Origin of the sequence: Streptomyces gardneri (assembly GCF_006539185.1) — a bacterium.
Classification (GTDB): Bacteria; Actinomycetota; Actinomycetes; order Streptomycetales; family Streptomycetaceae; genus Streptomyces; species Streptomyces gardneri.
Map to the genome: position 1 here is coordinate 12,815 of NZ_BJMN01000038.1, position 24,499 is coordinate 37,313.

General features: G+C 73.2%; 23 protein-coding genes and 1 riboswitch. Of the genes, 16 read left to right on the forward strand and 7 right to left on the reverse strand.

Going from position 1 to position 24,499, the window contains the following annotated elements; genetic code table 11:
- The first annotated feature begins 97 nt into the window (after positions 1-97).
- Positions 98-943 (forward strand): SCO6745 family protein, encoded by an 846-nt coding sequence (locus SGA01_RS27475; protein WP_141299545.1) that lies wholly within the window; start codon positions 98-100, stop codon positions 941-943.
- 102 nt (positions 944-1,045) lie between these two features.
- Here SGA01_RS27475 and SGA01_RS27480 read toward each other — a convergent pair whose 3' ends face one another.
- Positions 1,046-2,911: an FG-GAP repeat domain-containing protein gene (locus tag SGA01_RS27480; protein ID WP_141299414.1), complete on the reverse strand. Its 1,866-nt coding sequence runs from the start codon at positions 2,909-2,911 to the stop codon at positions 1,046-1,048.
- Between the two features lie 71 nt (positions 2,912-2,982).
- Here SGA01_RS27480 and SGA01_RS27485 point away from each other — a divergent pair, with 71 nt between their 5' ends.
- The gene (locus SGA01_RS27485; RefSeq protein ID WP_174867517.1) at positions 2,983-3,687 is read left to right on the forward strand and encodes an HNH endonuclease family protein; all 705 of its coding nucleotides are present in this window, start codon (positions 2,983-2,985) and stop codon (positions 3,685-3,687) included.
- Positions 3,688-3,747: 60 nt separating this feature from the next.
- Positions 3,748-4,494, forward strand: a complete 747-nt coding sequence (locus SGA01_RS27490; RefSeq protein ID WP_141299416.1) for an N-acetyltransferase — start codon at positions 3,748-3,750, stop codon at positions 4,492-4,494.
- A gap of 7 nt (positions 4,495-4,501) precedes the next feature.
- On the opposite strand, the gene SGA01_RS27495 is transcribed toward SGA01_RS27490, so the two are convergent.
- Complete coding sequence (locus SGA01_RS27495) at positions 4,502-5,218, reverse strand: hypothetical protein (protein WP_141299417.1); 717 nt, start codon at positions 5,216-5,218, stop codon at positions 4,502-4,504.
- A 97-nt stretch (positions 5,219-5,315) separates the two neighbouring features.
- Complete coding sequence (locus tag SGA01_RS27500; RefSeq protein WP_141299419.1) at positions 5,316-6,122, reverse strand: DUF4190 domain-containing protein; 807 nt, start codon at positions 6,120-6,122, stop codon at positions 5,316-5,318.
- 264 nt (positions 6,123-6,386) lie between these two features.
- Between SGA01_RS27500 and SGA01_RS27505 the strand changes: the two genes are divergently transcribed.
- From SGA01_RS27505 to SGA01_RS27520, 4 genes are all read left to right on the forward strand, one after another.
- Positions 6,387-8,504 carry an N-6 DNA methylase gene (locus tag SGA01_RS27505; protein ID WP_141299550.1) on the forward strand — a complete coding sequence of 706 codons (2,118 nt, stop codon included), beginning with the start codon at positions 6,387-6,389 and terminating at the stop codon, positions 8,502-8,504.
- Between the two features lie 120 nt (positions 8,505-8,624).
- Complete coding sequence (locus tag SGA01_RS27510; RefSeq protein ID WP_141299421.1) at positions 8,625-9,221, forward strand: hypothetical protein; 597 nt, start codon at positions 8,625-8,627, stop codon at positions 9,219-9,221.
- Positions 9,218-10,816: a serine/threonine-protein kinase gene (locus SGA01_RS27515; RefSeq protein ID WP_141299423.1), complete on the forward strand. Its 1,599-nt coding sequence runs from the start codon at positions 9,218-9,220 to the stop codon at positions 10,814-10,816. The genes SGA01_RS27510 and SGA01_RS27515 overlap by 4 nt, the downstream gene beginning before the upstream one ends.
- A 143-nt stretch (positions 10,817-10,959) precedes the next feature.
- Positions 10,960-11,358: an LppU/SCO3897 family protein gene (locus SGA01_RS27520; protein WP_141299425.1), complete on the forward strand. Its 399-nt coding sequence runs from the start codon at positions 10,960-10,962 to the stop codon at positions 11,356-11,358.
- Positions 11,359-11,490: 132 nt separating this feature from the next.
- On the opposite strand, the gene SGA01_RS41200 is transcribed toward SGA01_RS27520, so the two are convergent.
- Positions 11,491-11,643, reverse strand: a complete 153-nt coding sequence (locus SGA01_RS41200; RefSeq protein WP_167534195.1) for a hypothetical protein — start codon at positions 11,641-11,643, stop codon at positions 11,491-11,493.
- Between the two features lie 130 nt (positions 11,644-11,773).
- On the opposite strand from SGA01_RS41200, the gene SGA01_RS27525 reads away from it, so the two are divergent.
- Together SGA01_RS27525 and SGA01_RS27530 are read left to right on the forward strand one after the other, a co-directional pair.
- Positions 11,774-12,502 (forward strand): DUF2625 domain-containing protein, encoded by a 729-nt coding sequence (locus tag SGA01_RS27525; RefSeq protein ID WP_141299427.1) that lies wholly within the window; start codon positions 11,774-11,776, stop codon positions 12,500-12,502.
- A complete protein-coding gene (locus tag SGA01_RS27530; RefSeq protein ID WP_141299429.1) occupies positions 12,499-13,038 on the forward strand; it encodes a GNAT family N-acetyltransferase in 540 nt (179 codons plus the stop codon). The genes SGA01_RS27525 and SGA01_RS27530 overlap by 4 nt, the downstream gene beginning before the upstream one ends.
- Before the next feature lie 60 nt (positions 13,039-13,098).
- On the opposite strand, the gene SGA01_RS27535 is transcribed toward SGA01_RS27530, so the two are convergent.
- Together SGA01_RS27535 and SGA01_RS27540 are read right to left on the reverse strand one after the other, a co-directional pair.
- On the reverse strand, positions 13,099-13,896 hold the full coding sequence (locus SGA01_RS27535) for a tetratricopeptide repeat protein (RefSeq protein WP_141299431.1): 798 nt from the start codon (positions 13,894-13,896) through the stop codon (positions 13,099-13,101).
- 9 nt (positions 13,897-13,905) lie between these two features.
- Complete coding sequence (locus tag SGA01_RS27540; protein WP_141299433.1) at positions 13,906-16,224, reverse strand: YfhO family protein; 2,319 nt, start codon at positions 16,222-16,224, stop codon at positions 13,906-13,908.
- Between the two features lie 126 nt (positions 16,225-16,350).
- On the opposite strand from SGA01_RS27540, the gene SGA01_RS27545 reads away from it, so the two are divergent.
- From SGA01_RS27545 to SGA01_RS27560, 4 genes are all read left to right on the forward strand, one after another.
- On the forward strand, positions 16,351-17,346 hold the full coding sequence (locus tag SGA01_RS27545; RefSeq protein ID WP_141299435.1) for a glycosyltransferase family 2 protein: 996 nt from the start codon (positions 16,351-16,353) through the stop codon (positions 17,344-17,346).
- 80 nt (positions 17,347-17,426) lie between these two features.
- Positions 17,427-18,083 (forward strand): SurA N-terminal domain-containing protein, encoded by a 657-nt coding sequence (locus SGA01_RS27550; protein WP_141299437.1) that lies wholly within the window; start codon positions 17,427-17,429, stop codon positions 18,081-18,083.
- 50 nt (positions 18,084-18,133) lie between these two features.
- A complete protein-coding gene (locus SGA01_RS27555; RefSeq protein WP_141299439.1) occupies positions 18,134-19,096 on the forward strand; it encodes a nucleoside triphosphate pyrophosphohydrolase in 963 nt (320 codons plus the stop codon).
- Positions 19,093-19,311, forward strand: a complete 219-nt coding sequence (locus SGA01_RS27560) for a hypothetical protein (RefSeq protein WP_141299441.1) — start codon at positions 19,093-19,095, stop codon at positions 19,309-19,311. Before SGA01_RS27555 ends, SGA01_RS27560 begins: the two co-directional genes overlap by 4 nt.
- Before the next feature lie 13 nt (positions 19,312-19,324).
- Here the strand turns inward: SGA01_RS27560 and SGA01_RS27565 are convergent, their stop codons facing one another.
- Positions 19,325-20,542 (reverse strand): globin domain-containing protein, encoded by a 1,218-nt coding sequence (locus SGA01_RS27565; protein WP_229918508.1) that lies wholly within the window; start codon positions 20,540-20,542, stop codon positions 19,325-19,327.
- A 156-nt stretch (positions 20,543-20,698) separates the two neighbouring features.
- On the opposite strand from SGA01_RS27565, the gene SGA01_RS27570 reads away from it, so the two are divergent.
- The 3 genes from SGA01_RS27570 (at position 20,699) to SGA01_RS27580 (ending at position 24,396) form a co-directional block, all read left to right on the forward strand.
- The gene (locus SGA01_RS27570; protein ID WP_141299445.1) at positions 20,699-21,946 is read left to right on the forward strand and encodes a cytochrome P450 family protein; all 1,248 of its coding nucleotides are present in this window, start codon (positions 20,699-20,701) and stop codon (positions 21,944-21,946) included.
- Between the two features lie 119 nt (positions 21,947-22,065).
- On the forward strand, positions 22,066-23,217 hold the full coding sequence (locus SGA01_RS27575) for a LysM peptidoglycan-binding domain-containing protein (RefSeq protein WP_141299448.1): 1,152 nt from the start codon (positions 22,066-22,068) through the stop codon (positions 23,215-23,217).
- Positions 23,218-23,475: 258 nt separating this feature from the next.
- Positions 23,476-23,649, forward strand: a riboswitch (cyclic di-AMP (ydaO/yuaA leader).
- A 3-nt stretch (positions 23,650-23,652) separates the two neighbouring features.
- Positions 23,653-24,396, forward strand: a complete 744-nt coding sequence (locus tag SGA01_RS27580; protein ID WP_141299450.1) for a LysM peptidoglycan-binding domain-containing protein — start codon at positions 23,653-23,655, stop codon at positions 24,394-24,396.
- The last annotated feature ends 103 nt before the right edge of the window (positions 24,397-24,499 follow it).

Sequence of the window (24,499 nt, forward strand, 5' to 3'; positions counted from 1 at the left end):
TTGCGGCCGGGAGGCAATCTTGTCAGTGTCAAGTTGATGGGCGAGTCGATCGATCACGAGGAAGGACGCCGCCGTGGAATCCGGACGCGTACGTCAGATGTGGCACCTGCTCGAACCCCTGCACGCCCTGCTCTACTACGCCCCCGAAGCCTTCGACGAGGCGGCCGCCCTCGGCTACGACACCGCCGAGCGCTGGCCCTCCTACTTCGCCTGGCGCTCCGCCCCCCTGAGCGCCGCCGGCCCGGTCGAGGTCACCTCGGCCTTCTACAGCTTCAGCCCCGGGATGGTCGCCCGGTACGTGCCGGACGCCGGGGAGAGCGCGGCCGCGACCCCCGCCGACGTCCTCGCCGCCCGCCTCCGCGCCGTCGACCGCACCTACCGGGCCGTCCTCGGCGAGGACACGGTCAAGAGCCCCGAGCTCGCCGAGGCCGCCGCCCTCGCCCGCCGCGCCGCCGAGGCCGCCGGGACGCAGGGGCGCCCCCTCGCCGCCGCCAACGCCGCCCTGCCCTGGCCCGAGGCCCCGCACCTCGTCCTCTGGCAGGCCGCGACGATCCTCCGCGAGCACCGCGGCGACGGGCACCTCGCCGCGCTCCTCGTCGCCGGCCTCGACCCGGTCGAGGCGCTCGTCTCCTTCGCGGCGGTCGGCGCCGCCCCCGAGGCCGTCTTCGAGAGCCGCGGCTGGTCCGCCGCGGAGTGGTCCGCCGCCCGCGCCCGGCTCGTGGCCCGAGGGGTCCTGGGCGCGGACGGGGCCGTCATCGAGGAGGGCCGCGCGCTGCGCGCCCAGGTCGAGTCGCGCACGGACGAACTCGCCGCCGCGCCCTGGGACGCCCTCGGCCCGGACGGCACCGCCCGTCTCGCCGAACTGCTCGGTGGCCCCTGGCTGTCCGCGATCGGCTCCGGCCTGCTCCCCGGCGAGAACACCCTCGGCATCGGCAAGGTGTGACGGCGGCGGGGCGGTGCCTTCCGTGAGGTGGGGGAACGAAGGGGCCCGGGGCGTCGCTCGCGCGATGCCCCGGGCCGCCGGGGAGGGCCCCTCGCTTCCGTGTCAGAAGAGCAGTTCTCCCGCGGGGAAGCTCGATCCGATCTTCACGCGAGCGGCATGGCCGCCGGCGCCGTCGCCCTTGAAGAAGTAGAGGCCTCCGCCGGGATCACGGCTGATCAGGTCCGGGTTCCCGTCGCCGTTCAGGTCGCCGGGGGCGACGACGGCGTTGTAGGCCTGCCAGCCGGTGCCGACGGCCTGACGTGCCGCGAGGTCTCCGCCGCTCGTGCGCCTGTGGAGCCAGAGACCGCCCGCGGCATCGCTGCCGACGAGGTCGGCCCTGCCCGCCCCTTCGTTCACGTCCGGGGCGAAGTCGCCGGGGGAGACCAGCGACTTGTACGTGTTCCAGTCGGTACCGTCGCCGATCTCCACGCGCGCGGCGTAGGAGTTCTCACCGGTGCCCTTGTGGAGCCAGAGATTGCCGGAGGTGTCGCGGGTGATCAGGTCGGCCCGGCCGTCGCCGTCGAAGTCGCCGGGGGCGACCAGGAGGTTGTCGTTCTGGAAGCCGGTGCCTGCCAGGTGGCGGCCGGTCCCCCCGGAGTACGAGCCGTCGCTGGTGCCGGCGGGGTAGTGCCACAGGTTGCCGGCGGTGTCGACGGCCGCGAGGGTCGTCCCCTGGCGGGCGACCTGCTTCATCCCCAGCCAGCCGGTGCCGACCTTGCACGGCTTGGCCAGGGCGGCGCTCTCACCGTTGGCGCGGCCCTCGTAGCGGTAGAGCCCGCCGACCGCGTCCCGCCGGAAGACGGCTCCCGGGGTGGCGCCGTAGGGCCCGCAGTCCTCCCAGTAGGCCGCGCCGCGGATCGGCAGGTGGTCGGAGATCACCTTGCCGGCGGTCGGGGCCACCGGCCCGGCGGGCACGTCGCCCACCTCGCCGCGGAAGTACCGGGAGCCGAAGAAGGTGTAGTCGAGCTTCTGCACCCCGGACTTGGTCGGGGCGCCGCTGCGGCAGCGCGAAGGGGCGGGGACGCCGGTGCAGGCGGTGAACGGCGCCTGGAAGCGCTCGGAGTCGGTCTCGTCGGCCTCGGCGAACCTCCCGTACGCTCCCTGGCCCGCGCCGGACTCGTAGAACCGGTCGAGCACGTCTCCCCAGGGCGAGGAGTTGAAGTCACCGCCGAGGACGACGGGGATGCCCGCGTCCTCCCACTCTTTGGCCTTGCCCGCCAGGATGTCGGCTTCCCTGACCATCACCTCGTTCCGGTTCACGGAGTCGTCGTAGTCCTCCACGGCGTCGGCCGTCGCGGGGTCGGGGTAGGCGGGGACGGTCGGCGTCCCCCACCAGAGGTGGACCGAGCAGGACCAGGTCAGCCTGGACTGCACCCAGGCCTTGAGGCAGGGGGAGGTGATGTCCTCCGCGTTGACCCGCTGCCTCGGTGTTCCCGGGACGGTCTGCAGGATCGCGGCCTTCGTGTCCAGGACGAGGTCGAGCTGATCGACCACGACCCCCCGCACGAACAGGGCCATCCCGTAGCTCGGGACGGTCTGCCTCCCGCCCGTGTCCGCGCAGTACGGTCCGATCCCGCCGGCGGGGACGGTCTCGGCGTACCTGCCGGTGTAACCCCGGGTGCCGAGGCGGGTGGCCAGTTCGTCGAACTGGTACCTGCAGACCTCGACGAGGAAGATGTAGTCGGCGTTCCAGACCCCGGCCGCCGTCTCGTTGACGATCGTCCTGTAGCGCTCCTCGTTGCCCTTGGCGCTGACATCGCACTCGACGGTCCCGCCGCTGCCGCACATGTTGTACGTGTACGTCCTGACCGGCGGCGCGGTCGACACGCTCACCGTGTCCGCCTGCGCCCGAGGCGCCGTCAGCACCAGTCCCGCACAGAGCAGGGCCAGTGAGGCCGAAAGGGCTCGGAGCAGTCCGAACCTTCGCATGCGTATTCCCCCCATGGAGTCGCGTCGGAAGGGGGGAACGCTATCTCCCGGTCGGAACCTAGGATGCGGGGGTGTTCACACAACGGACGTTCCACATATATCGAAGGCCGCTGGCCGGAGCGGCGCTTGCCGTCGCCGCCCTGGTGACCGCCGCCTGCTCGCCCGGCTCCGACACCCCCGGGTCCGACGGGGGCCCGGGCGGCAGGCCCGCCGCGCGGGGGTCGGCGCTCGCCGCCGTGGACACCCTCACCGTCAAGGGCCGGGCCCCGAAGACCGGTTACGAGCGGGAGAAGTTCGGCCGGGCCTGGGCGGACGTCGACGGCAACGGCTGCGGCACCCGCGACGACGTGCTCCGGCGCGACCTGACCGGCGTCCGCCTCACGGACGGCCGCTGCAAGGTCGCCTCCGGGACCCTCACCGACGACCCGTACACCGGCACCACCGTCGAGTACGTCCGGGGCCGCAGCAAGGTCGACATCGACCACGTCGTGGCGCTCTCCGACGCCTGGCAGAAGGGCGCCCGGAAGTGGGACGCGGACACCCGCCGCCGCTTCGCCAACGACCCCCTCAACCTCCTCGCCGTCGACTCCTCGGCGAACCGGCGCAAGTCCGACGGCGACGCCGCGACCTGGCTCCCGCCGAACAGGGCGTACCGCTGCGCGTATGTGGCGCGGCAGGTCGCCGTGAAGAAGAAGTACGAGGTGTGGGTGACCGGCGCCGAGCGGGACGCGATGAAGAAGGTCCTCGGCGGCTGCCCGCAGCAGAAGCTCCCGTAGGCGGCCCGCCGGTCGGGAAAATCGTTTCGTCCCCTCGGAAACGATCTTTATCCTGCTCGCATGGACCTGAACATATCGACCCTCGCCGCACGCCCCGAGCTGGAAGGGCCGATGTGGAGCATGCTCGACCTCTGGCCCGAGTTCATGATGTACGACCCGGTGGGCTGGGCGAACATCGGCCGGATCGTGCGCGAGCTGCCGGAGTACGTCCTCGTCGCCACCGACACCGACGGCAAGCTCGTCGCGCGCGGCTTCAGCGTCCCCTTCCGGATGGACGTCGACGGCCGCCGCGAGCTGCCGCCCCGGGGCTGGGACGAGGTGCTGCTCTGGGCCTTCTCGGACCTGCGTGCCGGCCGCGAGCCGGACACCGTCAGCGCGATCGAGATCACGGTCGACACGAGCGCGCTGGGCAACGGCGTCTCGCACCACATGCTCGCCGCGATGCGGGACAACACGAAGCGGCTCGGCTTCTCGGAGCTCGTCGCCCCGGTCCGGCCCAACGGCAAGCACCTGGAGGCCGAGTCCTCCATCCACGAGTACGCCTTCCGCACCCGCGAGTCCGACGGCCTGCCGGTCGACCCGTGGCTGCGCGTCCACGTCCGCGCGGGCGGTGTCGTCGAGGCGGTGGCCCCGGCGTCGATGACGGTCAGCGGCTCCGTCGAGCAGTGGCGCAAGTGGACGGGGCTGCCGTTCGACACGGACGGCCCGGTCGAGGTCGACAAGGCCCTCGTCCCGGTCCACTGCGAGGTCTCGCGCGGCTACGCGGTCTACGTCGAGCCCAACGTGTGGGTCCGCCACCGCATCTGAGAACGGATCAGTCCACCACGACGACGTCCTCGGCCGGCGGGGCCTTCACCTCGACCGGCCTGTCGTAGTCGTAGGTGGTGGTCCCCGGCGTCTCGCCGCCCGTCATGACGATCTTCAGGAAGTACGGGGGGCCTTCCGCGGCCATGTAGAGGGTGGTCGTCTCGCCGTCGCCGCCGACCGGCTTCGCCAGCTTCAACGCCTTCCGGCCGTCGACCGTGGTCGCCGTGGGCTCCATGGAGTCGTCGTCCCAGCCGTTCTCCACCCAGTGGAAACCTATCTTCCGGCCGCAGGTCCCCAGCCCCTCCGGGGCGTCGGGGCCGCCGGCGGGATACTTCGTCCAGCGGCCCTTGAGCCTGCCGATCAGGGCCTCCAGTTCCTCCGGAGTCCGGTGGCTCTCCTCCCTGCGCAGGCGCGCCTCGTCACGGCGGACGTACACGTCCCCGTCGAGCTTGATGACGTCGACCGTGTCCGACGCGCCGTGGGACAGCGTCGTGGTGCAGTTCCCCCGGTTGTCGCGGGAGGTGCGGTTCTTCATCGGCACCGCCAACGAGAGCCCGTCGGAGTACACGGTCACGAAATCCGCCGACTCCGTCGCCCTGATCGCCTTGCCGAGAATCTCGGGTCTGGTCAGGTCCCCCACGAACCGGCCGCAGGCGGTGGCGGAGAGGGTGAGGGCCGTGCAGAGGAAGACGGCGGCGACGGGGCGGCGGAGTAAGGCGCGCATGGGGGGCAGTCTCTCCGAGGGGGAGGAACGGAGGAAGGGGCCCCGTGGGGCCCCCGGTCCTGATGGTGCGTGGTGGTGCGTGGCGTGTGCCGCGTGGTCAGCCGACCTTCAGCTCCCACTGCGAGGCGTTGTAGTCGAAGCCGGGGTTCACCTCGACGGTGAGGCTCTTGGCGTCCTTCGGGGCGTCGAAGGCGACGGTGACCGTGGCCTTCTTGCCGGGCAGGACGCTGCCCTGGAAGCCCGCGCCGACCTTCTCGTCGAAGATCTGCTCGGCCTCGACGCCCTCGGCGCCGGCCCGCGCGCTCATCAGGACACCGACGGCGTCGAACTTCTTCTTGCCGCCGTTCTCGACGACGACGGTGACCTGGTAGGCCTTGTTGCCCTTGGTGTGGCCGACCGCGTACTCGCCGGCGGTGTACGGCTTCGGGGCCGAGACCGTGACCTTCAGGTCGTCGTCGTAGACCGAGGTGTCGCCGGCCGCCAGGCCCTTCCCCTTGTCCGCCGTCCCCTTGTCCGAGGTCCCGGCGTCACCCGAGGGGGCCCCGGCCTTCGTCGGGTCCTTCGGCGCCGAGTCCTTGATGGTCTTGTCGATCTCCTCGACCGCGTCGCTGACCGCCGTGACCGTGATGATCAGGCCGACCGTGGCGAGGATCAGCGACACGAGGCCGAGGATCGCGCCGGTGATCGTCACGCCCTTGTTGCTCGCCTCGCCGCGCTTCACCCGGCCCTTGCCGACGAGGCCCAGGACCAGGGCGATGACACCGAGCGTGCCGGCCAGCCAGAAGAGCAGCGGGATGAGGCCGGAGACCGTGCCGATGATGCCGAGGATCAGGGCCGCGGTGCCGAGGCCGTTGCGCATGACCTGCCGCGGGGCGGCGGCCGGGACCTGAGTGTCGTACGACATGGGTGTGTCCTCCCGGACAGAGAAGCTGTCTGAAGCGATGGGTCAATCACAGCAGAGCTTGTGAACCGAGTCAACACGGTTCACGGAAAACGAGTCCGCTCACGCTGTGAAGTGGTGCCGCGCGTGTTCCTCGGTAAGATCGATGTCACACCAGGACGTGGGCGAGGCGAGTCAGGGGAGATGAGTCAGGTGCCAGAGGAGCGCGCGGGAGACGCAGGAGACGTAGGAGAGACCGGAGACACGGGCGACATCGGCTCGGCAGAGGTGACCGCCGCCGGGATCGCCCGGCTCGCCGGCGTCGGCCGGGCCGCCGTCAGCAACTGGCGCCGCCGCCACGCCGACTTCCCCAAGCCCGTGGGCGGCACGGAGGCCAGCCCCTCCTTCGCCCTCGCCGACGTCGAGCGGTGGCTCCGCGAGCAGGGCAAGCTGGCCGAGGTCCCCCTGCGCGAGCGCGTCTGGCAGCAGATCGCGGGCCACCCCGCCGGCGCCGTCACCGCCCTCGTCCACGCGGGCTGCGCCCTCCTTCTCGTACGGGACAGGTCGGCGGCCTGGCCGGCGCTCGCCGCGCTGCCGGACGAGCGGCTCGCGGGCGTGCTCCCCGTCGCCCTGGAGGAGACGCTCACGGAGCGCCTCGGCCCCGAGCGGCCCGTCCTCACCCCCACCGTCGCCGCGCTCGCCCCCTCCGTCTCCCTCCTCCGCGGGGCCGCCGAGCTCGCGGCCGAGATGGACGGGGTCCGCCCGGCCTTCGAGTTCCTGCTCGGCCGTCACCTCGACGCCAATCCCCGGCAGTACACGCTGACCCCGCCCGGCCCCGCCTCCCTGATGGCCGCCCTCGCCACCGGCGGCACGGCGTCACCGGCCGCCGACGACACCCGTGCCCCGCTCACCGTCCTCGACCCCGCCTGCGGCACCGGCGGCCTCCTCAGCGCGGTCGAGCGGCCCGGCGCGGTCTGCGGCCAGGACGCCGACCACGACCTCGCCGCGCTCACCGCCCTCCGCCTGGCCCTCTCCGCCGAGACCGCCGCCGACATCCGCGTCCGCTCCGGCGACAGCCTCCGCGCCGACGCGTTCCCGGTGCTCGCCGCCGACGCCGTCCTCTGCCACCCGCCGTTCAACGAGCGCAACTGGGGCCACGACGAACTGGCCTACGACCCCCGCTGGGAGTACGGCTTCCCGGCCCGCACGGAGTCCGAGCTCGCCTGGGTGCAGCACGCCCTGGCCCGCCTCCGCCCCGGCGGCACCGCCGTCCTCCTCATGCCGCCCGCCGCCGCCTCGCGCCGCTCCGGCCGCCGGATCCGCGCCGACCTGCTCCGCCGGGGCGCCCTCCGCGCGGTCGTCGCCCTCCCGGCCGGCGCCGCGCCCCCGTACGGCATCCCGCTCCACCTCTGGGTCCTGCGCAGGCCCGTCCCCGGCGAGCGCCCCGCCGGCGAACTCCTCCTCGTCGACACCGCGTCCGAGCACACGGGCCAGGGCGGCCGGGACGGACAGGGCGGCCGGGACGGCAGGGACAGCAGGGACCGCCTCGACTGGCCGGCCGTCCACACCGCCGTACTGGACGCCTGGACGGCCTTCGACCGGGACGGGACCCTCGCCGCGACCCCCGGGGAGAGCCGCGCCGTCCCCGTCATCGAGCTCCTCGACGACGACGTCGACCTCGCCCCCGCCCGCCACCTCCCGCCCCGGGCCGCCGCCGAGGGAGCGACCCAACTGGCCCTGGTCCGCGAGCGGCTCGCCGAGACCCTGCACCGGACCCGCGAGCTGACGCCCGCGCCCGTGACCGAGCCCGCCACGGCCGGGGGAGGCCCGGCGGGCGCCACGGCCGGCACGACCACCGTCGGCGAACTCGCGCGCGCCGGAGCCCTGACCCTGCACGCGGGCGGCACGGGCACGGCCCCCGCCGGCGCCCCCGTCGCGGTCCTCACCGACCACGACGTCCTCGCCGCCCAGCCGCCCTCCGGCACGCTCCCCGACGGCCCGCCCGAGGATCCGGTCCTCCTCGCCGCCGGTGACGTCGTCGTCCCGGTCCTCGGCGGCGGCGCGGCCGTCCGCGTCGTCGACACCCCGGCCGCGGGCGCCGCCCTCGGCCGCAACCTCCAGCTCCTCCGCCCCGACCCGGCCGCCCTCGACCCGTGGTTCCTGGCCGGATTCCTCCGGGCCACCGCCAACACCCGGCAGGCCAGCAGCTACGCCTCCACCGCGACCCGGCTCGACGTGCGCCGCCTCCAGCTGCCGCGGCTGCCCCTGGCCGAGCAACGCCGGTTCGGCGAGCGGTTCCGCGCCCTCGCGGAGTTCGAGGAGACCCTGCGGCAGGCCTCCCGGCTCGGCGAGCAGCTCGTCCAGGGCCTGTACGACGGCCTGTCGGACGGCACGGTGGCGCCCTGAGGGCCCGATCGGCCTGATCGGTTCGACAACGGTTCCGTACAACCCGGAACCGTTGTCGGCGACGGTGTATACGCTCGTCCCGATCCGTTCCGATCCGTTCGAGCAGGAGCAGCAGCCGAGATGTACGGCCCCCCGCAGGCCCCGCAGCCCCAGAACGGCCCCGCCTCCGGTGGCCTGATCGCGCTGCGCGTCCTCTTCGTCGCCCTGCCGCTGCTCAGTTGCGGCTTCCTGGCCTGGGCGCCGATGCTGCGCCTCGCGATCCTCACGCGCGCGGTGCGGGACTGGGTGTTCTTCGGGCTGGCCTTCGTCGCGGCCACCGCGCTCTTCGTCTACATGGGCGTCACGGGCGAGAAGGAGACCACCGACCTGGAGGCCGTCATCGGGGTCGGCGCGATCCTGGCCCTGGGCGCCGGCTCCGTCGCCTACTACCTGGTCGGGGAGATCCGGTACTACGACCGCCGCCGTGCGATGCCGGTGCCGCCCCCGTACGGGCCGCCCGGGTACGTGTACGGGCCGAACGGCTCCGCCGCCACGACGACACCGAGCGGGGCCCCGGCCCCGTACATCTGCGCCGCCCCTCAGCCCGCGCAGCCCGTCCAGCCGCCCACGGCACCCCGCATCGAGCAGGTCCGCGCCGAGCTCGACGAGCTGAGCGATCTGCTGCGCAAGGACGGCAGGGACGGCAGGGACGGCGGGGAAGGCGAAGGCCGCAGGTGAACGGACGTGTCATCGGCGGGCGTTACGAGCTCGCCACCGTCATCGGGCAGGGCGGCATGGGTCAGGTCTGGACGGCGTACGACGGACGGCTCGACCGCCGGGTCGCGGTGAAGCTGCTGCACCCCGCCGGCATCGCCGGGCCCGCGACCGCCGCCGACGAGCTGCGCCGCCGCTTCGTGCGCGAGTGCCGGGTCACGGCGCAGGTCGACCACCCGGGCCTGGTCACCGTCCACGACGCGGGCAGCGACGGCGAGGACCTGTACCTGGTCATGCAGTACGTGGAGGGCGCGGACCTCGCCGACCACCTCGCCGAGAACGACCCGTACCCCTGGGAGTGGGCCGTCTGCGTCGCCGCGCAGCTGTGCGCGGTCCTCGCCGCCGTCCACGCGGTGCCGATCGTCCACCGCGACCTCAAGCCGCGGAACGTGATGATCCGCCCGGACGGCACGGTCACCGTCCTCGACCTGGGCGTCGCCTCCGTCCTCGACACGGACACCACCCGCCTCACCCACACCGGTTCCCCCATCGGCAGCCCGGCGTACATGGCGCCCGAGCAGGCCATGGGCGGCGCCGTCGGCCCGTACACCGACCTGTACGCGCTCGGGGCCCTCCTCCACGAACTCCTCAGCGGGGACGTGCCCTTCTCCGGTTCGACCGCACTCGGCGTGCTGCACCGGCATCTGTACGAGCCGCCGCGCCCGATCCGCCAGCTGCGCCCCGAGGTCCCCGAGGTGCTCGAAGCGCTCGTGCTGCGCCTCCTCGCCAAGGACCCGCGCGACCGGCCGTCGGGCGCGCAGGAGGTGTACGAGCACCTCCTCCCGCTGCTGCCCGCGCGCGGTGCCCCGGCGGGACCGATGGACCCGACCCGTCCGTTCCTGCGCCCGCACGCCCCCTGGCCGGACCGGAGCGCGGCGCAGGCGCCTCCCGCGCCGCGGACCGCCCTGCCGGGACCGGTACTTCCGCCCGTGCCCGTACAGCCGCCGGCGCCCGCCGACCCCCGGATGTACGCGACGACCCCGCCGCCCCGGCCTCCCAGGCCCGATGTCGCCGCCGCCGTCGACGAGGTCAAGCGGCTGCTCGCGGAGGGCTCGCTGACCCGGGCCGTGGACATCCTCGGCGGCATCCTGCCCGCCGCCGCGGCCGAGCACGGCGAGGGTTCGCCGGTCGTCCGCATCCTGCGCAAGCAGTACGCGTCGACGCTGATGGACGACGGCCAGTACCGGCGCGCGCTGCCGGAGTTGCGCCGCCTCGCGGAGGACCGCGCGGCGGAGGCGGGCCCGGCGGACCCGCAGACGCTGCAGTTCCGGTACGACGCGGCGGTGTGCCTGGAGCAGCTGGGCGAGACGGCCGCGGCGCTCACGGAGTTCCGCGCGGTCCTGCCCTTCTACGAACAGGCCGCCGACCCGGCCCGGGCCTTCGACATCCGGCACCGGACGGGCCTGCTGCACCTGGCGACGGGGGAGCACGCGGTCGGACAGGCGGAGCTCCAGCGGCTGTTGTTCGACGCGGAGCGCGCGTACGGCCCGTATCACCCGCTTCCGGTGGACTTGCGAAGGGCGTTGGAGCGCCATCGCCAGCTGGGCCCACGCCCCTGACGTGATCCGGGCGTGACCCTGACGGGGCGCCAGGATCACGACTCGGCATCTCATAGGGAAGTGGATCTTCCGCATCCTTTTTGCGCGTTTTGGCAAATGTATGGTTCGCGTCTGATCATGTCCACGTCCCGCAAGGAATCCTCATGACGACGCCGTCCGCGCCCCTCACCCCCGAGCAGCAGCCCGCCGACTTCGGCGCCCCCCAGGCTCCTTCGAAGGGGAAGAAGATCCTCAAGAAGATCGGCGCCGTCCTCGTCGCGATCGTCGCCGTCCTCGCCTGGAAGTTCGGCGTCCCGTACCTCACGGGCGAGGCCCCGGTGCACGCCGAGGCGGGCGAGTGCGTCACGGTGACCGGTCCGGACAACGACCCGAAGGTCGACACCGTCGACTGCGCGGCCGGCAAGGCGGACACCTTCAAGGTCGTCAAGGTCGTCGACGACACCTTCGACGTGACCAAGTGCGGCGAGGAGCTGTCGGCCCTCGCGCAGCAGCTGGAGACCATCAAGTTCGTGCTGTGCCTCGAAGAGGTCCCCGCGAAGTAACACGGCGGACGTGCGCACCGAGAAGGGCCGGAACCCCCAAGGGGTCCCGGCCCTTCTCGCGTGCGGCGACATCGGGCGTGTCCGGAAACGTGAACGGGCCCTTCGGCGGCCGGGGCGCGCGTGCCGCGTGCCTCAGGCGGCGTCCCGGACGGGATGGTGGCGGCCCCAGAACCGGTGCACGAGCGGCGCCGCGATCCCGGCCGCCCACAGGAGCGCGGCGGCGACCCGGTGCCGCGGCTCCTGGCCCAGCGTCAGCACGGCTGCCCGCCACCCCTGACTGATCATCCGCCGGATGGTACAGCCGCTCACCAGTTCGATGGGTGACCCGGTTCCGGGGCAGGGATTCCTGGTCCGCCGCTTCCGGCGCCGAGTCGCGCGCAACGCCGCCCGGCGTCGCGCGTGCGAGCATGCTGCGGTGCGTGAACTGAGTGAGTTGATCGAGGTCGAGGACCCGGCGTGGCCGGTGCTCGGCGAGGAGTTGCGGGGCGCGGCCGTGCCCGTCGACGTGCTGGACGCCGATCCGGGACGTGGGGCCGCCGCGCTGGTGCAGACGCAGGTGACCGTGCGGTCGTTCCTGGGCGCGTTCCTGCTGCGCACCGGCGGGGCGTTCGTCGACGACGGCTGGCTGCGGGTGTACGGCAGTCCGGCCGCGGACAACTCCCGGCGGCTGCCCTCTCTCGCACGGGTCAACAACTACCCGCCCGTGACCGTCCCCGACTGGCGGCCGCAGTCCGGCCTCATCGTCGCCCACGACATCCTGGGCGGGGCGTTCGTCGTCCAGGGCGGGCCCGCCGAGCAGGTCGGTCTGCCGGGACAGCCCGGGGAAGTGATCTACTTCGCGCCGGACTCCCTCCGGTGGGAGGCGCTGGGCTCCGGGTACGGGGCCTGGCTCTCGTGGATGCTCGCCGGCGGCACGGAGGAGTTCTACGAGAACCTCCGCTGGCCCGGCTGGCGCGACGAGGTCCGTGACCTGGACGCGGACCGGGGGCTCACCCTCTACCCGCCGCTGTGGTCCGCCGAGGCGCACCAGGACCTGGGGGCCACGAGCCGGCGGGTCGTGGAGATGGCCGAGCTGCTGGATCTGGAGAGGGAGACGAGCGTGCAGTTCGACGAGGTCGACCCCGGATTCCTGGGGGCGCTGTGAGCGGGACGACCGTACGGACCGAGCGGCTCGACCTCGAACCGCTCGACGTCGCGCACGCCGAGGAGATGGCCGGCGTCCTGGCCGATCCGGCCCTGCACGCCTTCATCGGGGGCGCCCCGCTGACCGCGCCCGAACTGCACGCCCGCTACGAGCGGTTGGCCACCGGGTCACCGGACCCCTCGGTCGTCTGGTGCAACTGGGTCGTGCGGCTGCGCGACGAGGACCGGCTCACCGGGACGGTGCAGGCCACGGTCACCGACGGCGGGCGGGTCGCCGAGATCGCGTGGGTCGTCGGCACGGACTGGCAGGGGCGGGGGATCGCGCGCGAGGCCGCCGGCGGGCTCGTCGGCCTGCTCGCCGACCAGGGCGTACGGACCGTCCTCGCGCACGTCCACCCCGAGCACACGGCCTCCGCCGCCGTCGCCCGCGCGGCCGGACTCGCCCCGACAGGGGAGGAGCAGGACGGGGAGGTCCGCTGGCGGCTGGACCTTCCCGAGCGACCCGAGCGACCCGAGCGACCCGAGCGACCCGAGTGACCTGAGTGACCCGAGTGACCTGAGTGACCTGAGTGACCTGAGTGACCTGGCGTCGGGCGCCTACTTCTCGCCCCACACCGTCGCGATGAGGGACTTCGCCGCCTCGGGGGCCCCCGCCAGGCGGCCCGCCTCGCGGACCTGGTCCGCGTCCAGGGCCCCGGACTTCGCCATTTCGATCGCCTCGTGGACGCCGTCGCCCTCGTCGTGCGCGAGCATGGCGAGGAACCAGCGCACCGCCTGCACCGGGTCGGGATCGGTGCCGAAGCCGTCGCGGTACCAGCAGGCGGCGGCGTGCATCGCGCCCGTGTGGCCGCGCTCGGCCGCCCAGAGGTACCAGGTCAGCGCCTCCTCGTCGCGGTCCAGCTCCGACAGCCGGTCGGCGAGCAGGGCGCCGGCGATGTCGATCCCCTCGCGGGTGGCCCTCTCCAGGAGGCGCCGGGACTCGTCGGGGTCGTCGACGAGCTGGGCGAGGTTGAGGCAGGCGTACGCGTCCCCCGCCTCGGCCGCCGACCGGAACAGCCCCTCGGCGCGCTCGTGGTCCTCCGGGACGCCGATCCCTTCGAGCAGCATGTACCCGTAGGTGCGCTGCCCGGCCGGGTGTCCGGCCCCGGCCGCCGCGCGGGCGTACCGCACGGCGTCGGGCAGCGCCGACTCGTCGAAGTACTCCAGGTAGATCCCGGCCAGCAGCGCTGCGGCCTCCGCCGACCCCGCGTCGGCGAGCGGTACGAGGCCGACGGTCACCTGCGTCGCCAGCTCGGCGCCCTCCGCGCTGCCCTCCATGGCGGCCCGCACGAACGCGTGCCCGGCCGCCACCCACTCCCCGGCCTCGGCGGCCTTTCGTCCCTCGTCCAGATGCATGCGACGACCTTAAGGCCGTTCCCGGAAACGCCTGATGGCGGAGGGCAGGCGGGACAGCATCAGCGCCACCAGGGCGCCTGCTCCCACCGCCAGGCCGGCCCGCAGCCCCGGTGGGCGGAAGGCGCAGTCGACGGTGCCGGAGGCCGGCACCGGGAGGGCGAGGAGGCCGCCGTACGAGGTCGTGGCGGAGTCCGCGCAGGACCAGCCCGCGATGTGCGGGGCCGCCATGACCACCGTGCCCGCGCCCGCCGGGACGGTCGCCCTGATGCCGTCCGGCGTGGGGCGGACCGCCGTGGCCGCCTCGGCGCGCAGCGACGCCACCGCCTCCCGCAGCCGCGCGTGGTCCAGGCAGCCGACCTCGCCCCGCCCGCCGCCCGGCACCTCCACCCTCGTGCCCGCCGTCCGCTGGACCCCCAGCGACGTCATGGCCGCGCTGCGTTTCGGCCGGCCGCCCAGGAGGTCCGCCGTGCGCCCGCCCAGACGGGCCGGGCCCGTGGCGTCGGGGGCCCACAGGAAGACCTCGGTGCCGACGGGGCAGGCGCCCGCGCGCGGAGCCTCGTACACCCGGGCGCCCAGCAGGAGTTCCTGGTTGCGGAAGGGCGACGGGCCGTAGACCGGGGGCGGGCCCGGCGGGCGCACGGTCACGAGCGGGAGGTACGTCTCCGTGCGCTCCACGGAGCCGTCCCGCCAGCGCGCCCCCACCCCGAACACCGCGTCCGTCACCGGGTTGTCCAGGCTCAGCAGGTTCCGGCCCCGTGAGGTCCAGCCGCCGCCGAGCGCGGTCAGCGTCTCCGTGAGGACCGCCGGGGTGTGGCTGCTGTAGTACGCGGCGCCCTGACCGCCCAGGAGCAGCGGGTCGTTGCCCGCGAAGCGGGGCAGACCCGGGTCCGTGCGGTACGCGGGCCAGCCGTCGGCCGCCGTCAGGGCCGCCGCCCGCCGCTCCTGCTCCGCCCCCAGCGGCGGGTAGTCGTCGAGCCGGGCCGCCCGCTCCCGGTCCGCGTGGGCCGTCGTCGCCGCCGCCTGCCCGAGCAGCGTGCCCGTGACCAGGAGCGCGGCCAGGATCCCGTACCGGCCCCGGCGGGGGAGGAGGAGCGCGCCCGCCACCGCCGCGAGGCCCGCGCCCGCGAGGAGCAGTGAGGTGGGGGTGAGGAGGCGGCTCGGCAGGGCCCCGGCCGCGAGGGCGAGGACGACCGCCACCCCCGCCGACAGCGACCGCCGGTCCGGGAGGCCGTGGGAGACGGCCGTCCAGGCGGCGAGCACGAGGACGCCGGAGAGGACGAACGTCTGCCGGTACGGGCTGCCGTTCGGGGTGGCGAAGACATGCCAGACGAGATGGGTCGGCCCCCACTGCATCGAGAGCGCGACCGCCCCGCACAGACCCGTCCACAGCCACCGCTCACGGCCCGGGACGTCCCGGCGGAAGAGGAGCGTGGCCGCGAGCAGCGGCACCGCCGTGCAGACGAAGGCCGCGGGGGTGGCGAAGCTGTACGTCGCCGGGAGCAGCCGGGCGAGGACGTCCGTACCGGCCGCCGGGTCGAACTCCCTGACCACACCGGGGTACGCGTGGCGGGAGCCGAGGAAGACGGGGACGAGGACGGGGGCGGCGAGACCGATGCCGAGCGCTGTCGTCAGCGCGGCGCGCAGCAGCGTCCGTACCGGAGCCCGTGCCGAAGTTCCCGTCGTCGCCAGGCGGACCAGGAGCACGAGGGCCGCGCCGAGCGTCGCCATGTACGCCGTGTAGAAGTTCGCGAGCCAGCACACCGCCACCACCAGCGGCCCCAGGAGCGGCCTGCGGCCCTCCCGTACCCACTCGCCGACCAGGCAGAGCAGCGGGAAGGCGATCAGGCCGTCCAGCCACATCGGGTTGTACGTGCCCTCCGCGAGCGACCAGCCGCACAACGCGTACGCGGCGCCCAGCACCGCCGCCCACCACCACACGCCCCCCGGCCCGATCCGGCGCAGCAGGAACGTCATCGCCGCCGCCGCGACCGCCGTCTTCAGGACGGTGATCCCGTACACCGCGTACTCGATGTCCGCGCGCGGGAGGAGCGCCACGAGCGGGGCGAAGGGGCTCGACAGATAGGTGCCGTAGTCGGGGAGGAAGCTCGTGCCCCAGCCCGCCCGCCAGTCGAGCAGCAGCCCGCCGTCCGCGCGGCCCCGCAGCAGGTCCCAGAGGTGCGCGTGGAACGGCACGAACTGGTTCGCGAGGTCGTTGACGGCCCGGTGCCGCGGCCCGAAGGGGAAGACGCGGGCCACGGCGTCACCGGCGCAGACGGCGGCCGCGGCGAGGAGGGCGGAGAGCGACAGGGAGCGCGGGGCGTTCGGCATGACGGGTCGAATATGCCAGCGAGTCCCCGGGAAGAACCGGGCCCGGCAGGCCAGTTCACTCAATCGTCGCCTGCCCGCCATCCACCCGGACCGGCCGGGTCACCGGGCTCCGTTGTCGTGGTCCGCGTGCTGCTCTCGATCGTGGTCCCGTGCTTCAACGAGGACGACGTCCTCACCCGCTTCCATGCCCGCGTGACCGAGGAATTCTCCCGTCTCGACGGGGAGTTCGAGCTGGTCTACGTGGACGACGGGAGCCGGGACCGGACCCTCCCGCTCCTCCAGGAGCTGGCCGCCGCCGACCCCGGCCGCGTCCGCTACGTCTCCTTCAGCCGCAACTTCGGCAAGGAGGCCGCGATGCTCGCCGGGCTCCGGCACGCCGTCGGGGACGCCGTCGTCATCATGGACGCCGACCTCCAGCACCCGCCCGAGCTCGTGCACCGCATGGTCGCCCTGCACGCCGAGGGGTACGACCAGGTCGTCGCCCGCCGCACCCGCGAGGGCGACCGGGTCACCCGCACCCTGACCGCCCGCCTCTACTACCGGGCGATCAACCGGCTCGTGGACGTCGAGCTCGTCGACGGCGTCGGCGACTTCCGGCTGCTGTCCCGCCGCACCGTCGACGCGCTCCTCGGCCTCGGCGAGTACAACCGCTTCTCCAAGGGCCTCTTCGCCTGGGTCGGCTTCCGCACCACGACCTTCTCCTACGAGAACGCCGTGCGCGAGGAGGGCCGCTCCAAGTGGACCTTCGGCAAGCTCCTCAACTACGGGCTCGACGGCCTCCTGTCCTTCAACAACAAGCCTCTGCGGGCCGCCGTCTACCTCGGCCTGCTCCTCGTCTCCCTCGCCTCCGTCCACGCCGCCTGGATCGTCGTCGACGCCCTGGTCAGCGGCGTCGACACGCCCGGCTACGTCACGCTCCTCGTCGCCGTCACCGCGCTCGCCGGCGTCCAGATGGTGATGGTCGGCCTCATCGGCGAGTACGTCGGCCGCATCTACTACGAGGTGAAGCGACGCCCCCATTACCTGGTGCAGGAGACGGAGACGGGGCAGGAGGAGAAGGAGTTGCGGGCCGACACCCGGCGGTCCGGTGACTCGTTGTGGGAAACAGTCGCTCCGAAGTAGTGGCTACGGCCCCGGCGACTCCCTACCATCGATCACCGCAAGGTCGTCCAACTGACGCACGACCCGCCCGGGAGGCTCCTGTGCACCGCCGCGATCGCCGCATTGCTCTCTCCGTCTCCGCCGCGCTCCTCGCGGCGCCGTTGCTCACCGCCTGCGGGAGCGACGCCCATCCAGGAGCTGCGGCCGTCGTCGGCGGTGAACGGATCGAGGTCTCGACGCTCCAGGCGCAGGTCAAGGACGTGCGGGCCGCGCAGGCCGCCTCGCCGCAGGCCGCCCAGCTGCTCGGCACCAGCGGCGACCTCAACCGCCGCAAGCTCAACGGCCTGATCTTCGACCGGGTCGTGAACAAGGTCGCCGCCGACAACGGCGTCACCGCGACCCGCGCCGAGCTCCAGCAGACCCGCGAGGCGTTCGTCCGCCAGAGCGGCGGCGAGGACCAGCTGGCGGCCGTGCTGCTCCAGGAGCAGGGCGTGGCCCCCGACCAGATCGACGACGTCGTACGCCGCAACGTCCTCATGAACAAGATCGCCACCAAGCTGGGGATCACCGAGACCCCCGAGGGCCAGAAGAAGCTGACGGACGTCTTCACCGCCGCCTCGAGGTCCCTCGACATCGACGTGAACCCGCGCTTCGGCGCCTGGGACGACGCGCAGGTCCAGCTCGACGGCGGCTACGACGGAGGACCGTGGCTGCGGCAGGTCAGCCAGGACCCGGGCGCGGCCCAGGCCGGGGCCTGAGGCCCGAGGCCGACCCCGGGCGCCGACGCCCGGGGCGGTAGGTTCGAGGGGTGACATCTGAGAGCCCCGGCCGCATCGTCCTGCTGACCGCCAGCCACCGCGTGGCGCCCGGACTGCTGTCCTGGCCCGCGTGGCAGGCACTGCACGGCGCGGACCGGGTGCTCTGTCCCGACGAGCACCACCCCCAGCTGCCGTACCTGAAGGACGCCGGGGTCGTCGTCGAGCACGTCCTGCCCACCGCGCAGGAGCTCGTCGAGGACTGCGCCGGGGGCCGGACGATCGTGCTGCTGCCCTCCGGCGAGGGCGACCGCGCCCTGACCGACGGGCTCGCCCGGCTCGCCGGCTCCGGCCGGGTCTCCATGCCCGACCTGGAGCTGCTCCCCGGCTCGTACGACCTGCCCGGCTCCCGCTTCCTCGACCTGGTGCAGGTCATGGACCGGATCCGGCGCGAGTGCCCCTGGTCCTCGCAGCAGACGCACAAGGGGCTCACGAAGTACGGCATCGAGGAGGCGTACGAGCTCGTCGAGGCGATCGAGGCCGGTGACCGCGAGGAGCTCCGCGAGGAGCTCGGGGACGTTCTGCTCCAGGTCGTGTTCCACTCCCGGATCGCCGAGGAGGACCCGGAGGAGCCGTTCTCCGTGGACGACGTCGCCGGGACGATCGTCGAGAAGCTGATCCACCGGCACCCGCACGTCTTCGGGGACGCGACCGCCGAGACGCCGGAGGAGGTCAAGGCCCACTGGCTGCGGACCAAGGCCGTCGAGAAGCAGCGGGAGTCCGTGACCGACGGTGTGCCGCTCGGTCAGCCGGGGCTCGCGCTCGCCACGAAGCTGGCGGGCCGCGTGCGGACGGCGGGGCTCGACGTGGCCCTGCCGGAGGGCGAGGGCATCGGGTACGAGCTCCTCGGCCTCGCCGCCCGTGCGGAGGAGGCCGGCGTGGACCCGGAGGCGGCGCTGCGCGCGGCGGCCCGGACGTACCGCGACGCGATCCGCGCGGCGGAGGGGCTCGCGTGAAGGGTCCGCGCGGCCGGAAGCCGGAGTTCCCCGACACTCCGCTCGGCGCGTCCCTCTTCGTCCTGCTGATGGGCGGGATCGCGGTGCGCGACGATTCGCCCGCGTGGGCGCGGGTCGTCTGCGGGCTGCTGGCGCTCGCCTTCCTCGGGAGCTTTCTCGGGACCTTCGTCGTGCCGCGCGTCCGCGCCCGCGTCGCCCGCTTCCGCCGGGCCTGAGAAGCCGGCTGCCTCAGTCCTCGCGCGGGGCCCGGGCCTCGGGGTTGTGCCAGAGGAGCTGGGGCGGGCCGAGGAGGCGTTCGGCCGAGGTGCTCGGGCGGACCGTGAAGCGGCCCACGGCCGGGAGCGTGTCGTGGCGGATGCGGTCCGGGTCGGTACCGAGCTCCGTCAGGACCTCGACGGTCTCCGTCAGGAAGCCGGGCGGCCCGGCGAGGTAGACCTCGTGGGCCGGCCACTGCTCGCAGGCCTGGAGCGCGTGGATCAGCCGCTCGGTCGCCTGGTCGCGCCGGCGCCCGGGGGCCGCGGTGATGTAGGTGACGTTCAGACCGGGGAGTCGGTTCTTCAGGGCCTCGGCGTCGGGACGTCCGTACAGGTGGTCCTTCGCGCGGGCCACGACGAACAGTCGGCCTTCGAGGTCCGGCTCCGCCTCGGCGGCCTCCTCCAGGAGGGCGCGCACGGGGGCCCAGCCCGTACCGGCGCATATATACGTGCGGAGTCCGCCCGCGGGCGTCCGTGCCGTGAGGCCGCCCCCGGGGGCGCTCAGCCGCAGGACCTCGCCGGGACCGGTCTCCTCGACGAGCGCCGTGCTCATCGCGCCGCCGGGGATCCGGCTCACATGGAGGTCGAGCGTGCCGTCGTCGCGGGGCGCGTTCGCGACGGAGTAGGTGCGCCAGACGCGCGGGACGCGCAGCGAGCTGACGCTGACGTACTGGCCGGGAACATAGGGGAAGGGCTGCCGGGGCCGCAGGGTCAGGACGGCCAGGCTGTCGCCGTACCGCTCGTGGCGGACGACGTCCGCGTCCCACCAGGCGGGCTCCCCGGCCCCGGCGGCCTCGTCGGCGCCCGCCTGCATCAGCTCGACCACGAGCCCGTACGCCTCGGTCCAGGCCTTCTCCGCCTCGATGGTCCACGCCGATCCCGCGGCGTGCGCGAAGGCGCCGATCAGGCTCTCGCCGACGGCCGCGTACAGCGCGGGCGAGGCCAGGAACTTGCGGTGGTCGCGGCCCAGGTGCCCCAGATAGGCGGCGAGGGCGGGATCCTCCAGGTGCGTCACCACATGCGTCAGCGCGGCGAAGAGCCGGTCCCGCTGGGGGACCATGTCCTCGGGGAAGAGCTCGCGCACTCCCGGGTTGTTCCAGAAGAGGTGCGAGTAGAAGAAGGTGACGGCATGCTCGGCCCGTCTCTCGACGATCGCGAACGTGCTTCTGATCAGCTGGGGATCCACTGGCATGAATCTAGGGCACGTCCGGCATTACTTGATCACAGGTTCTCCATACATGGGCCACGCCCGAGCCCGTCCGGGTCCCGCCCGAGCCCCGTCGGCGCCTCGCACGCGCCCCGCCCGTGCCCCGGCTGAGGGGTCAAGTCCTCCCTGTACGGTCGGGGAGTGAGTACCAGCCCCGCCCCCGAGCTCTTCACCTGGGAGTTCGCCAGCGACCCCTACCCCGCCTACGCCTGGCTGCGGGAGCACGCGCCCGTGCACCGCACGAAGCTGCCCAGCGGCGTCGAGGCCTGGCTCGTCACCCGGTACGCGGACGCCCGGCAGGCCCTCGCAGACCAGCGGCTGTCCAAGAACCCGGCGCACCACGACGAGTCCCCGCACGCGAAGGGGAAGACGGGCATCCCGGGCGAGCGCAAGGCCGAGCTGATGACGCATCTGCTCAACATCGACCCGCCCGACCACACCCGGCTGCGCCGGCTCGTGTCGAAGGCCTTCACCCCGCGCCGGGTCGCGGAGTTCGCGCCGCGCGTGCAGGAGCTGACCGACCGGCTCATGGACGATTTCGTGGAGAGGGGGAGCGCCGACCTCATCCACGAGTTCGCGTTCCCGCTCCCCATCTACGCGATCTGCGACCTGCTCGGCGTGCCGCCGGAGGACCAGGACGACTTCCGTGACTGGGCCGGGATGATGATCCGGCACGGCGGCGGGCCGCGCGGCGGTGTCGCCCGGTCGGTGAAGAAGATGCGCGGCTACCTCGCGGAGCTGATCCACCGCAAGCGCGAGGAGCCCGGCGAGGACCTCATCTCGGGGCTCATCAGGGCCTCCGACCATGGCGAGCACCTCACCGAGAACGAGGCCGCGGCGATGGCCTTCATCATCCTTTTCGCCGGTTTTGAGACGACCGTGAATCTCATCGGCAATGGCACCTATCAGCTCCTGCGTCACCCCGAGCAGCGCGAGCGGCTCCAGGCGTCGATCGCGGCGGGGGAGACCGGGCTCCTGGAGACGGGCGTCGAGGAGCTGCTGCGGTACGACGGACCGGTGGAGATGGCCACCTGGCGGTACGCGACGCAGGCGCTGACCGTCGGCGGGCAGGAGATCCCGGCGGGCGACCCGGTGCTCGTGGTCCTGGCCGCGGCCAACCGGGACCCGGAGCGCTTCGCGGAGCCGGACACGCTGGACCTCTCGCGGCGCGACAGCCAGCACCTCGGGTACGGGCACGGCATCCACTACTGCCTGGGGGCGCCGCTCGCCCGCCTGGAGGGTCAGGCCGCGCTGGCCACCCTGCTGACGCGTCTGCCCGACCTGCGACTTGCGGCAGATCCGGCCGAACTGCGGTGGCGCGGAGGGCTCATCATGCGGGGATTGCGCACACTTCCGGTGGATTTCACCCCTTCCGTACGCCTGTTGTGAGTTGACGGACCGTCAGAAATGTGATCTTCACGTGATCGGGGGTCCATCGACTTGTGATGAGTGTTCGAATGCCGCTACGTTTCCCGGCAGTTTCCAGCCGTCACGCGAAAGGCGTTCCTATGCGATCCGGGAACGGAAGACACCGCCGCCCCCGTCAGGCCCCCGCCATCGTCGTCGCCGCGGGTGTGACCGGCTCCGCCCTGGCGCTGCCGCTGCTCGCCACCGGCTCCGCCTCCGCCGCCGACGGCGCGACCTGGGACCGGGTCGCCGAATGCGAGTCCGGCGGCCAGTGGAGTGCCAACTTCGGCAACGGCATGTACGGCGGCCTCCAGTTCACCCAGGACAGCTGGGAGCGGAACGGCGGCCTCGCCTACGCGCCCAGCCCCGATCTGGCCAGCCGCGCCCAGCAGATCGCGATCGCCGACAAGGCGTTCACCGCCGGCGGCACCGACTGGGCCACCTGCGCGCCCATCGCCGGTCTGACCGACGACGGCAAGGCCACCGGGGTCAACCCCGGCCCGGCCACCGCCACGAAGGCGCCCACGGGGCCCGTGGCGGAGTCGAACCGGACCGCGGGCACCCCGGTCGCGCCCTCGGGGGCCGCTGCCGAGAAGGCCGCCGAGAAGGCGGCGGAGAAGTCCGCCGCGCCCACGCGGGTCGCCCCGGGCGCCGAGACGCCCCGTAAGGCCTCGGAAGCCCCCACCGCGCCCGCCACCCCCGACGGCTCCGCCACGCCGGTCAGCCCGACCGCGCCGACGACGGGGACCACCCCGGGCGGCTCGGTCGCCCCGACCGCGCCGGTGAGCCCGACCACGCCGGGCACGCCGGGCACCCCGACCACGCCGGTCACGCCCGACTCGTCCCTTACGCCCGTATCGCCCGAGACGCCGACGGATGACACCTCGTCGGCCGCGCCCGGCACCGGCAAGCACCGGGGTGAGGCAGCTCCGGAGGAAACCGGCAAGGCGGACACTCCGGCTGAATCGGGTCGACACGCTTCATCGACGGACAAGCTGGCGGAAAACTCCGACGCCAAGCCCGTGGCTGACGAGGCGAAGGATTCGGGCGCAACGGACAGTCAGGACACTTCGGGCGCGTACACCGTGCGGCCCGGTGACAACCTGTCCGAGATTGCACAGGAGAACGAACTCCCCGGCGGCTGGAACGCCCTCTATGACGCCAACCGCGGGACGGTGGGCGTCGATCCGGACCTCATCGTCCCTGGTCAGAGCCTCGACCTGACGGTCGGTTCGGAAGCGGCGGCGGAGTAGTTCGAGGGCTTATGTCCGGTTCTGGGTAAGTGAGACATGGGTCTCTTCGCCCCAACTGGCGTGTCACGTCCGCGAACTTTGCTTCCGTCACCTCCCACCTGCACAAACACCCCCCACCGGAAGGCAAGTAGGGGCGATATTTCCGCAATACGCCTCTTTGAACTTCCGGTGGGTCTGTGTCTACGGTCGTAACCGCTCGCCACCGCGGGCCCCGTCGACCGAAACGCCGAATCCTGCCGTCGGCCGATGGGAACAGTCGTCGCGTAAGCGCCGAAGGCAGGAGTGGGGGACCCAAGGTAAGTGCCGGTCCCGGCCGTTGAGACAGACGGCCGAAGACCGGCTTGGGGTGAAGCCGCGTGCTAGGACACGCGGCCGGGCAACTTTCCGGCCCGAACCCGACAGCTCACCTCACAGGCGTCGGTGAGGAGAATCTCCATGCTGTTTTCCGGCAAGGGCAAACACCGCCGTCCCTCCAAGGCCACCCAGGTCGCCACGCTCGTCGGCGTCACCGGTGTCGCCGTGGCCGCCCCGCTGATGACCGCGGGCACCGCCTCGGCCGCCACGGCCTCCGAGTGGGACCGCGTCGCCCAGTGCGAGTCCGGCGGCAACTGGTCCATCAACACCGGCAACGGGTACTACGGCGGCCTGCAGTTCTCCGCCTCCACCTGGGCCGCGTACGGCGGCACCGCCTACGCCTCGACCGCCAACCAGGCGTCGAAGTCCCAGCAGATCGCCATCGCCGAGAAGGTCCTCGCGGGCCAGGGCAAGGGTGCCTGGCCGAGCTGTGGCGTGGGCCTCTCCGGCGCCTCGTACGACGGCGGCTCCGCCGAGAGCGCGCCGCAGCAGCAGAGCGCCCCGCAGCAGCAGACGCAGCAGCCGCGCCAGGAGCGGAAGGCCGAGCAGCCGACCACCCGCAGCGAGCAGCGTCAGGCCCCGAAGAAGTCGACGCAGCAGTACGCCGCGCCGAAGGCCGCCACCAAGAAGACGGTCACCACCCCGACCGGCAAGGTCGTCAAGAAGGGCGACGGCGAGTACAAGGTCGTCGCCGGCGACACCCTCAGCAAGATCGCCGAGGCGCACGGCGTCAAGGGCGGCTGGGCCGAGCTCTTCGAGCTGAACAAGGACGTCGTCGAGAACGCCGACCTCATCTACGTGGGCCAGCAGCTCCACCTGAAGTGACCCCGGCGGCTCGGGTGAGTCCGGCGGCTCGCCCGACCCCGACGACCCTCCCGCGGTGACCACCCCGGTCCGGCGCACTCTCCCCCGTGCGCGCCGGACCGGG

Coding starts and splice junctions, on each gene's coding strand:
- SGA01_RS27510 (WP_141299421.1), top strand. CDS start 8,625: ATGTACGGCCCCCCGCAGGCCCCGCAGCCCCAGAACGGCCCCGCCTCC.
- SGA01_RS27580 (WP_141299450.1), top strand. CDS start 23,653: ATGCTGTTTTCCGGCAAGGGCAAACACCGCCGTCCCTCCAAGGCCACC.
- SGA01_RS27575 (WP_141299448.1), top strand. CDS start 22,066: ATGCGATCCGGGAACGGAAGACACCGCCGCCCCCGTCAGGCCCCCGCC.
- SGA01_RS41200 (WP_167534195.1), bottom strand. CDS start 11,643: ATGATCAGTCAGGGGTGGCGGGCAGCCGTGCTGACGCTGGGCCAGGAG.
- SGA01_RS27475 (WP_141299545.1), top strand. CDS start 98: ATGTGGCACCTGCTCGAACCCCTGCACGCCCTGCTCTACTACGCCCCC.
- SGA01_RS27565 (WP_229918508.1), bottom strand. CDS start 20,542: ATGCCAGTGGATCCCCAGCTGATCAGAAGCACGTTCGCGATCGTCGAG.
- SGA01_RS27480 (WP_141299414.1), bottom strand. CDS start 2,911: ATGCGAAGGTTCGGACTGCTCCGAGCCCTTTCGGCCTCACTGGCCCTG.
- SGA01_RS27495 (WP_141299417.1), bottom strand. CDS start 5,218: ATGCGCGCCTTACTCCGCCGCCCCGTCGCCGCCGTCTTCCTCTGCACG.
- SGA01_RS27500 (WP_141299419.1), bottom strand. CDS start 6,122: ATGTCGTACGACACTCAGGTCCCGGCCGCCGCCCCGCGGCAGGTCATG.
- SGA01_RS27520 (WP_141299425.1), top strand. CDS start 10,960: ATGACGACGCCGTCCGCGCCCCTCACCCCCGAGCAGCAGCCCGCCGAC.
- SGA01_RS27535 (WP_141299431.1), bottom strand. CDS start 13,896: ATGCATCTGGACGAGGGACGAAAGGCCGCCGAGGCCGGGGAGTGGGTG.
- SGA01_RS27540 (WP_141299433.1), bottom strand. CDS start 16,224: ATGCCGAACGCCCCGCGCTCCCTGTCGCTCTCCGCCCTCCTCGCCGCG.
- SGA01_RS27490 (WP_141299416.1), top strand. CDS start 3,748: ATGGACCTGAACATATCGACCCTCGCCGCACGCCCCGAGCTGGAAGGG.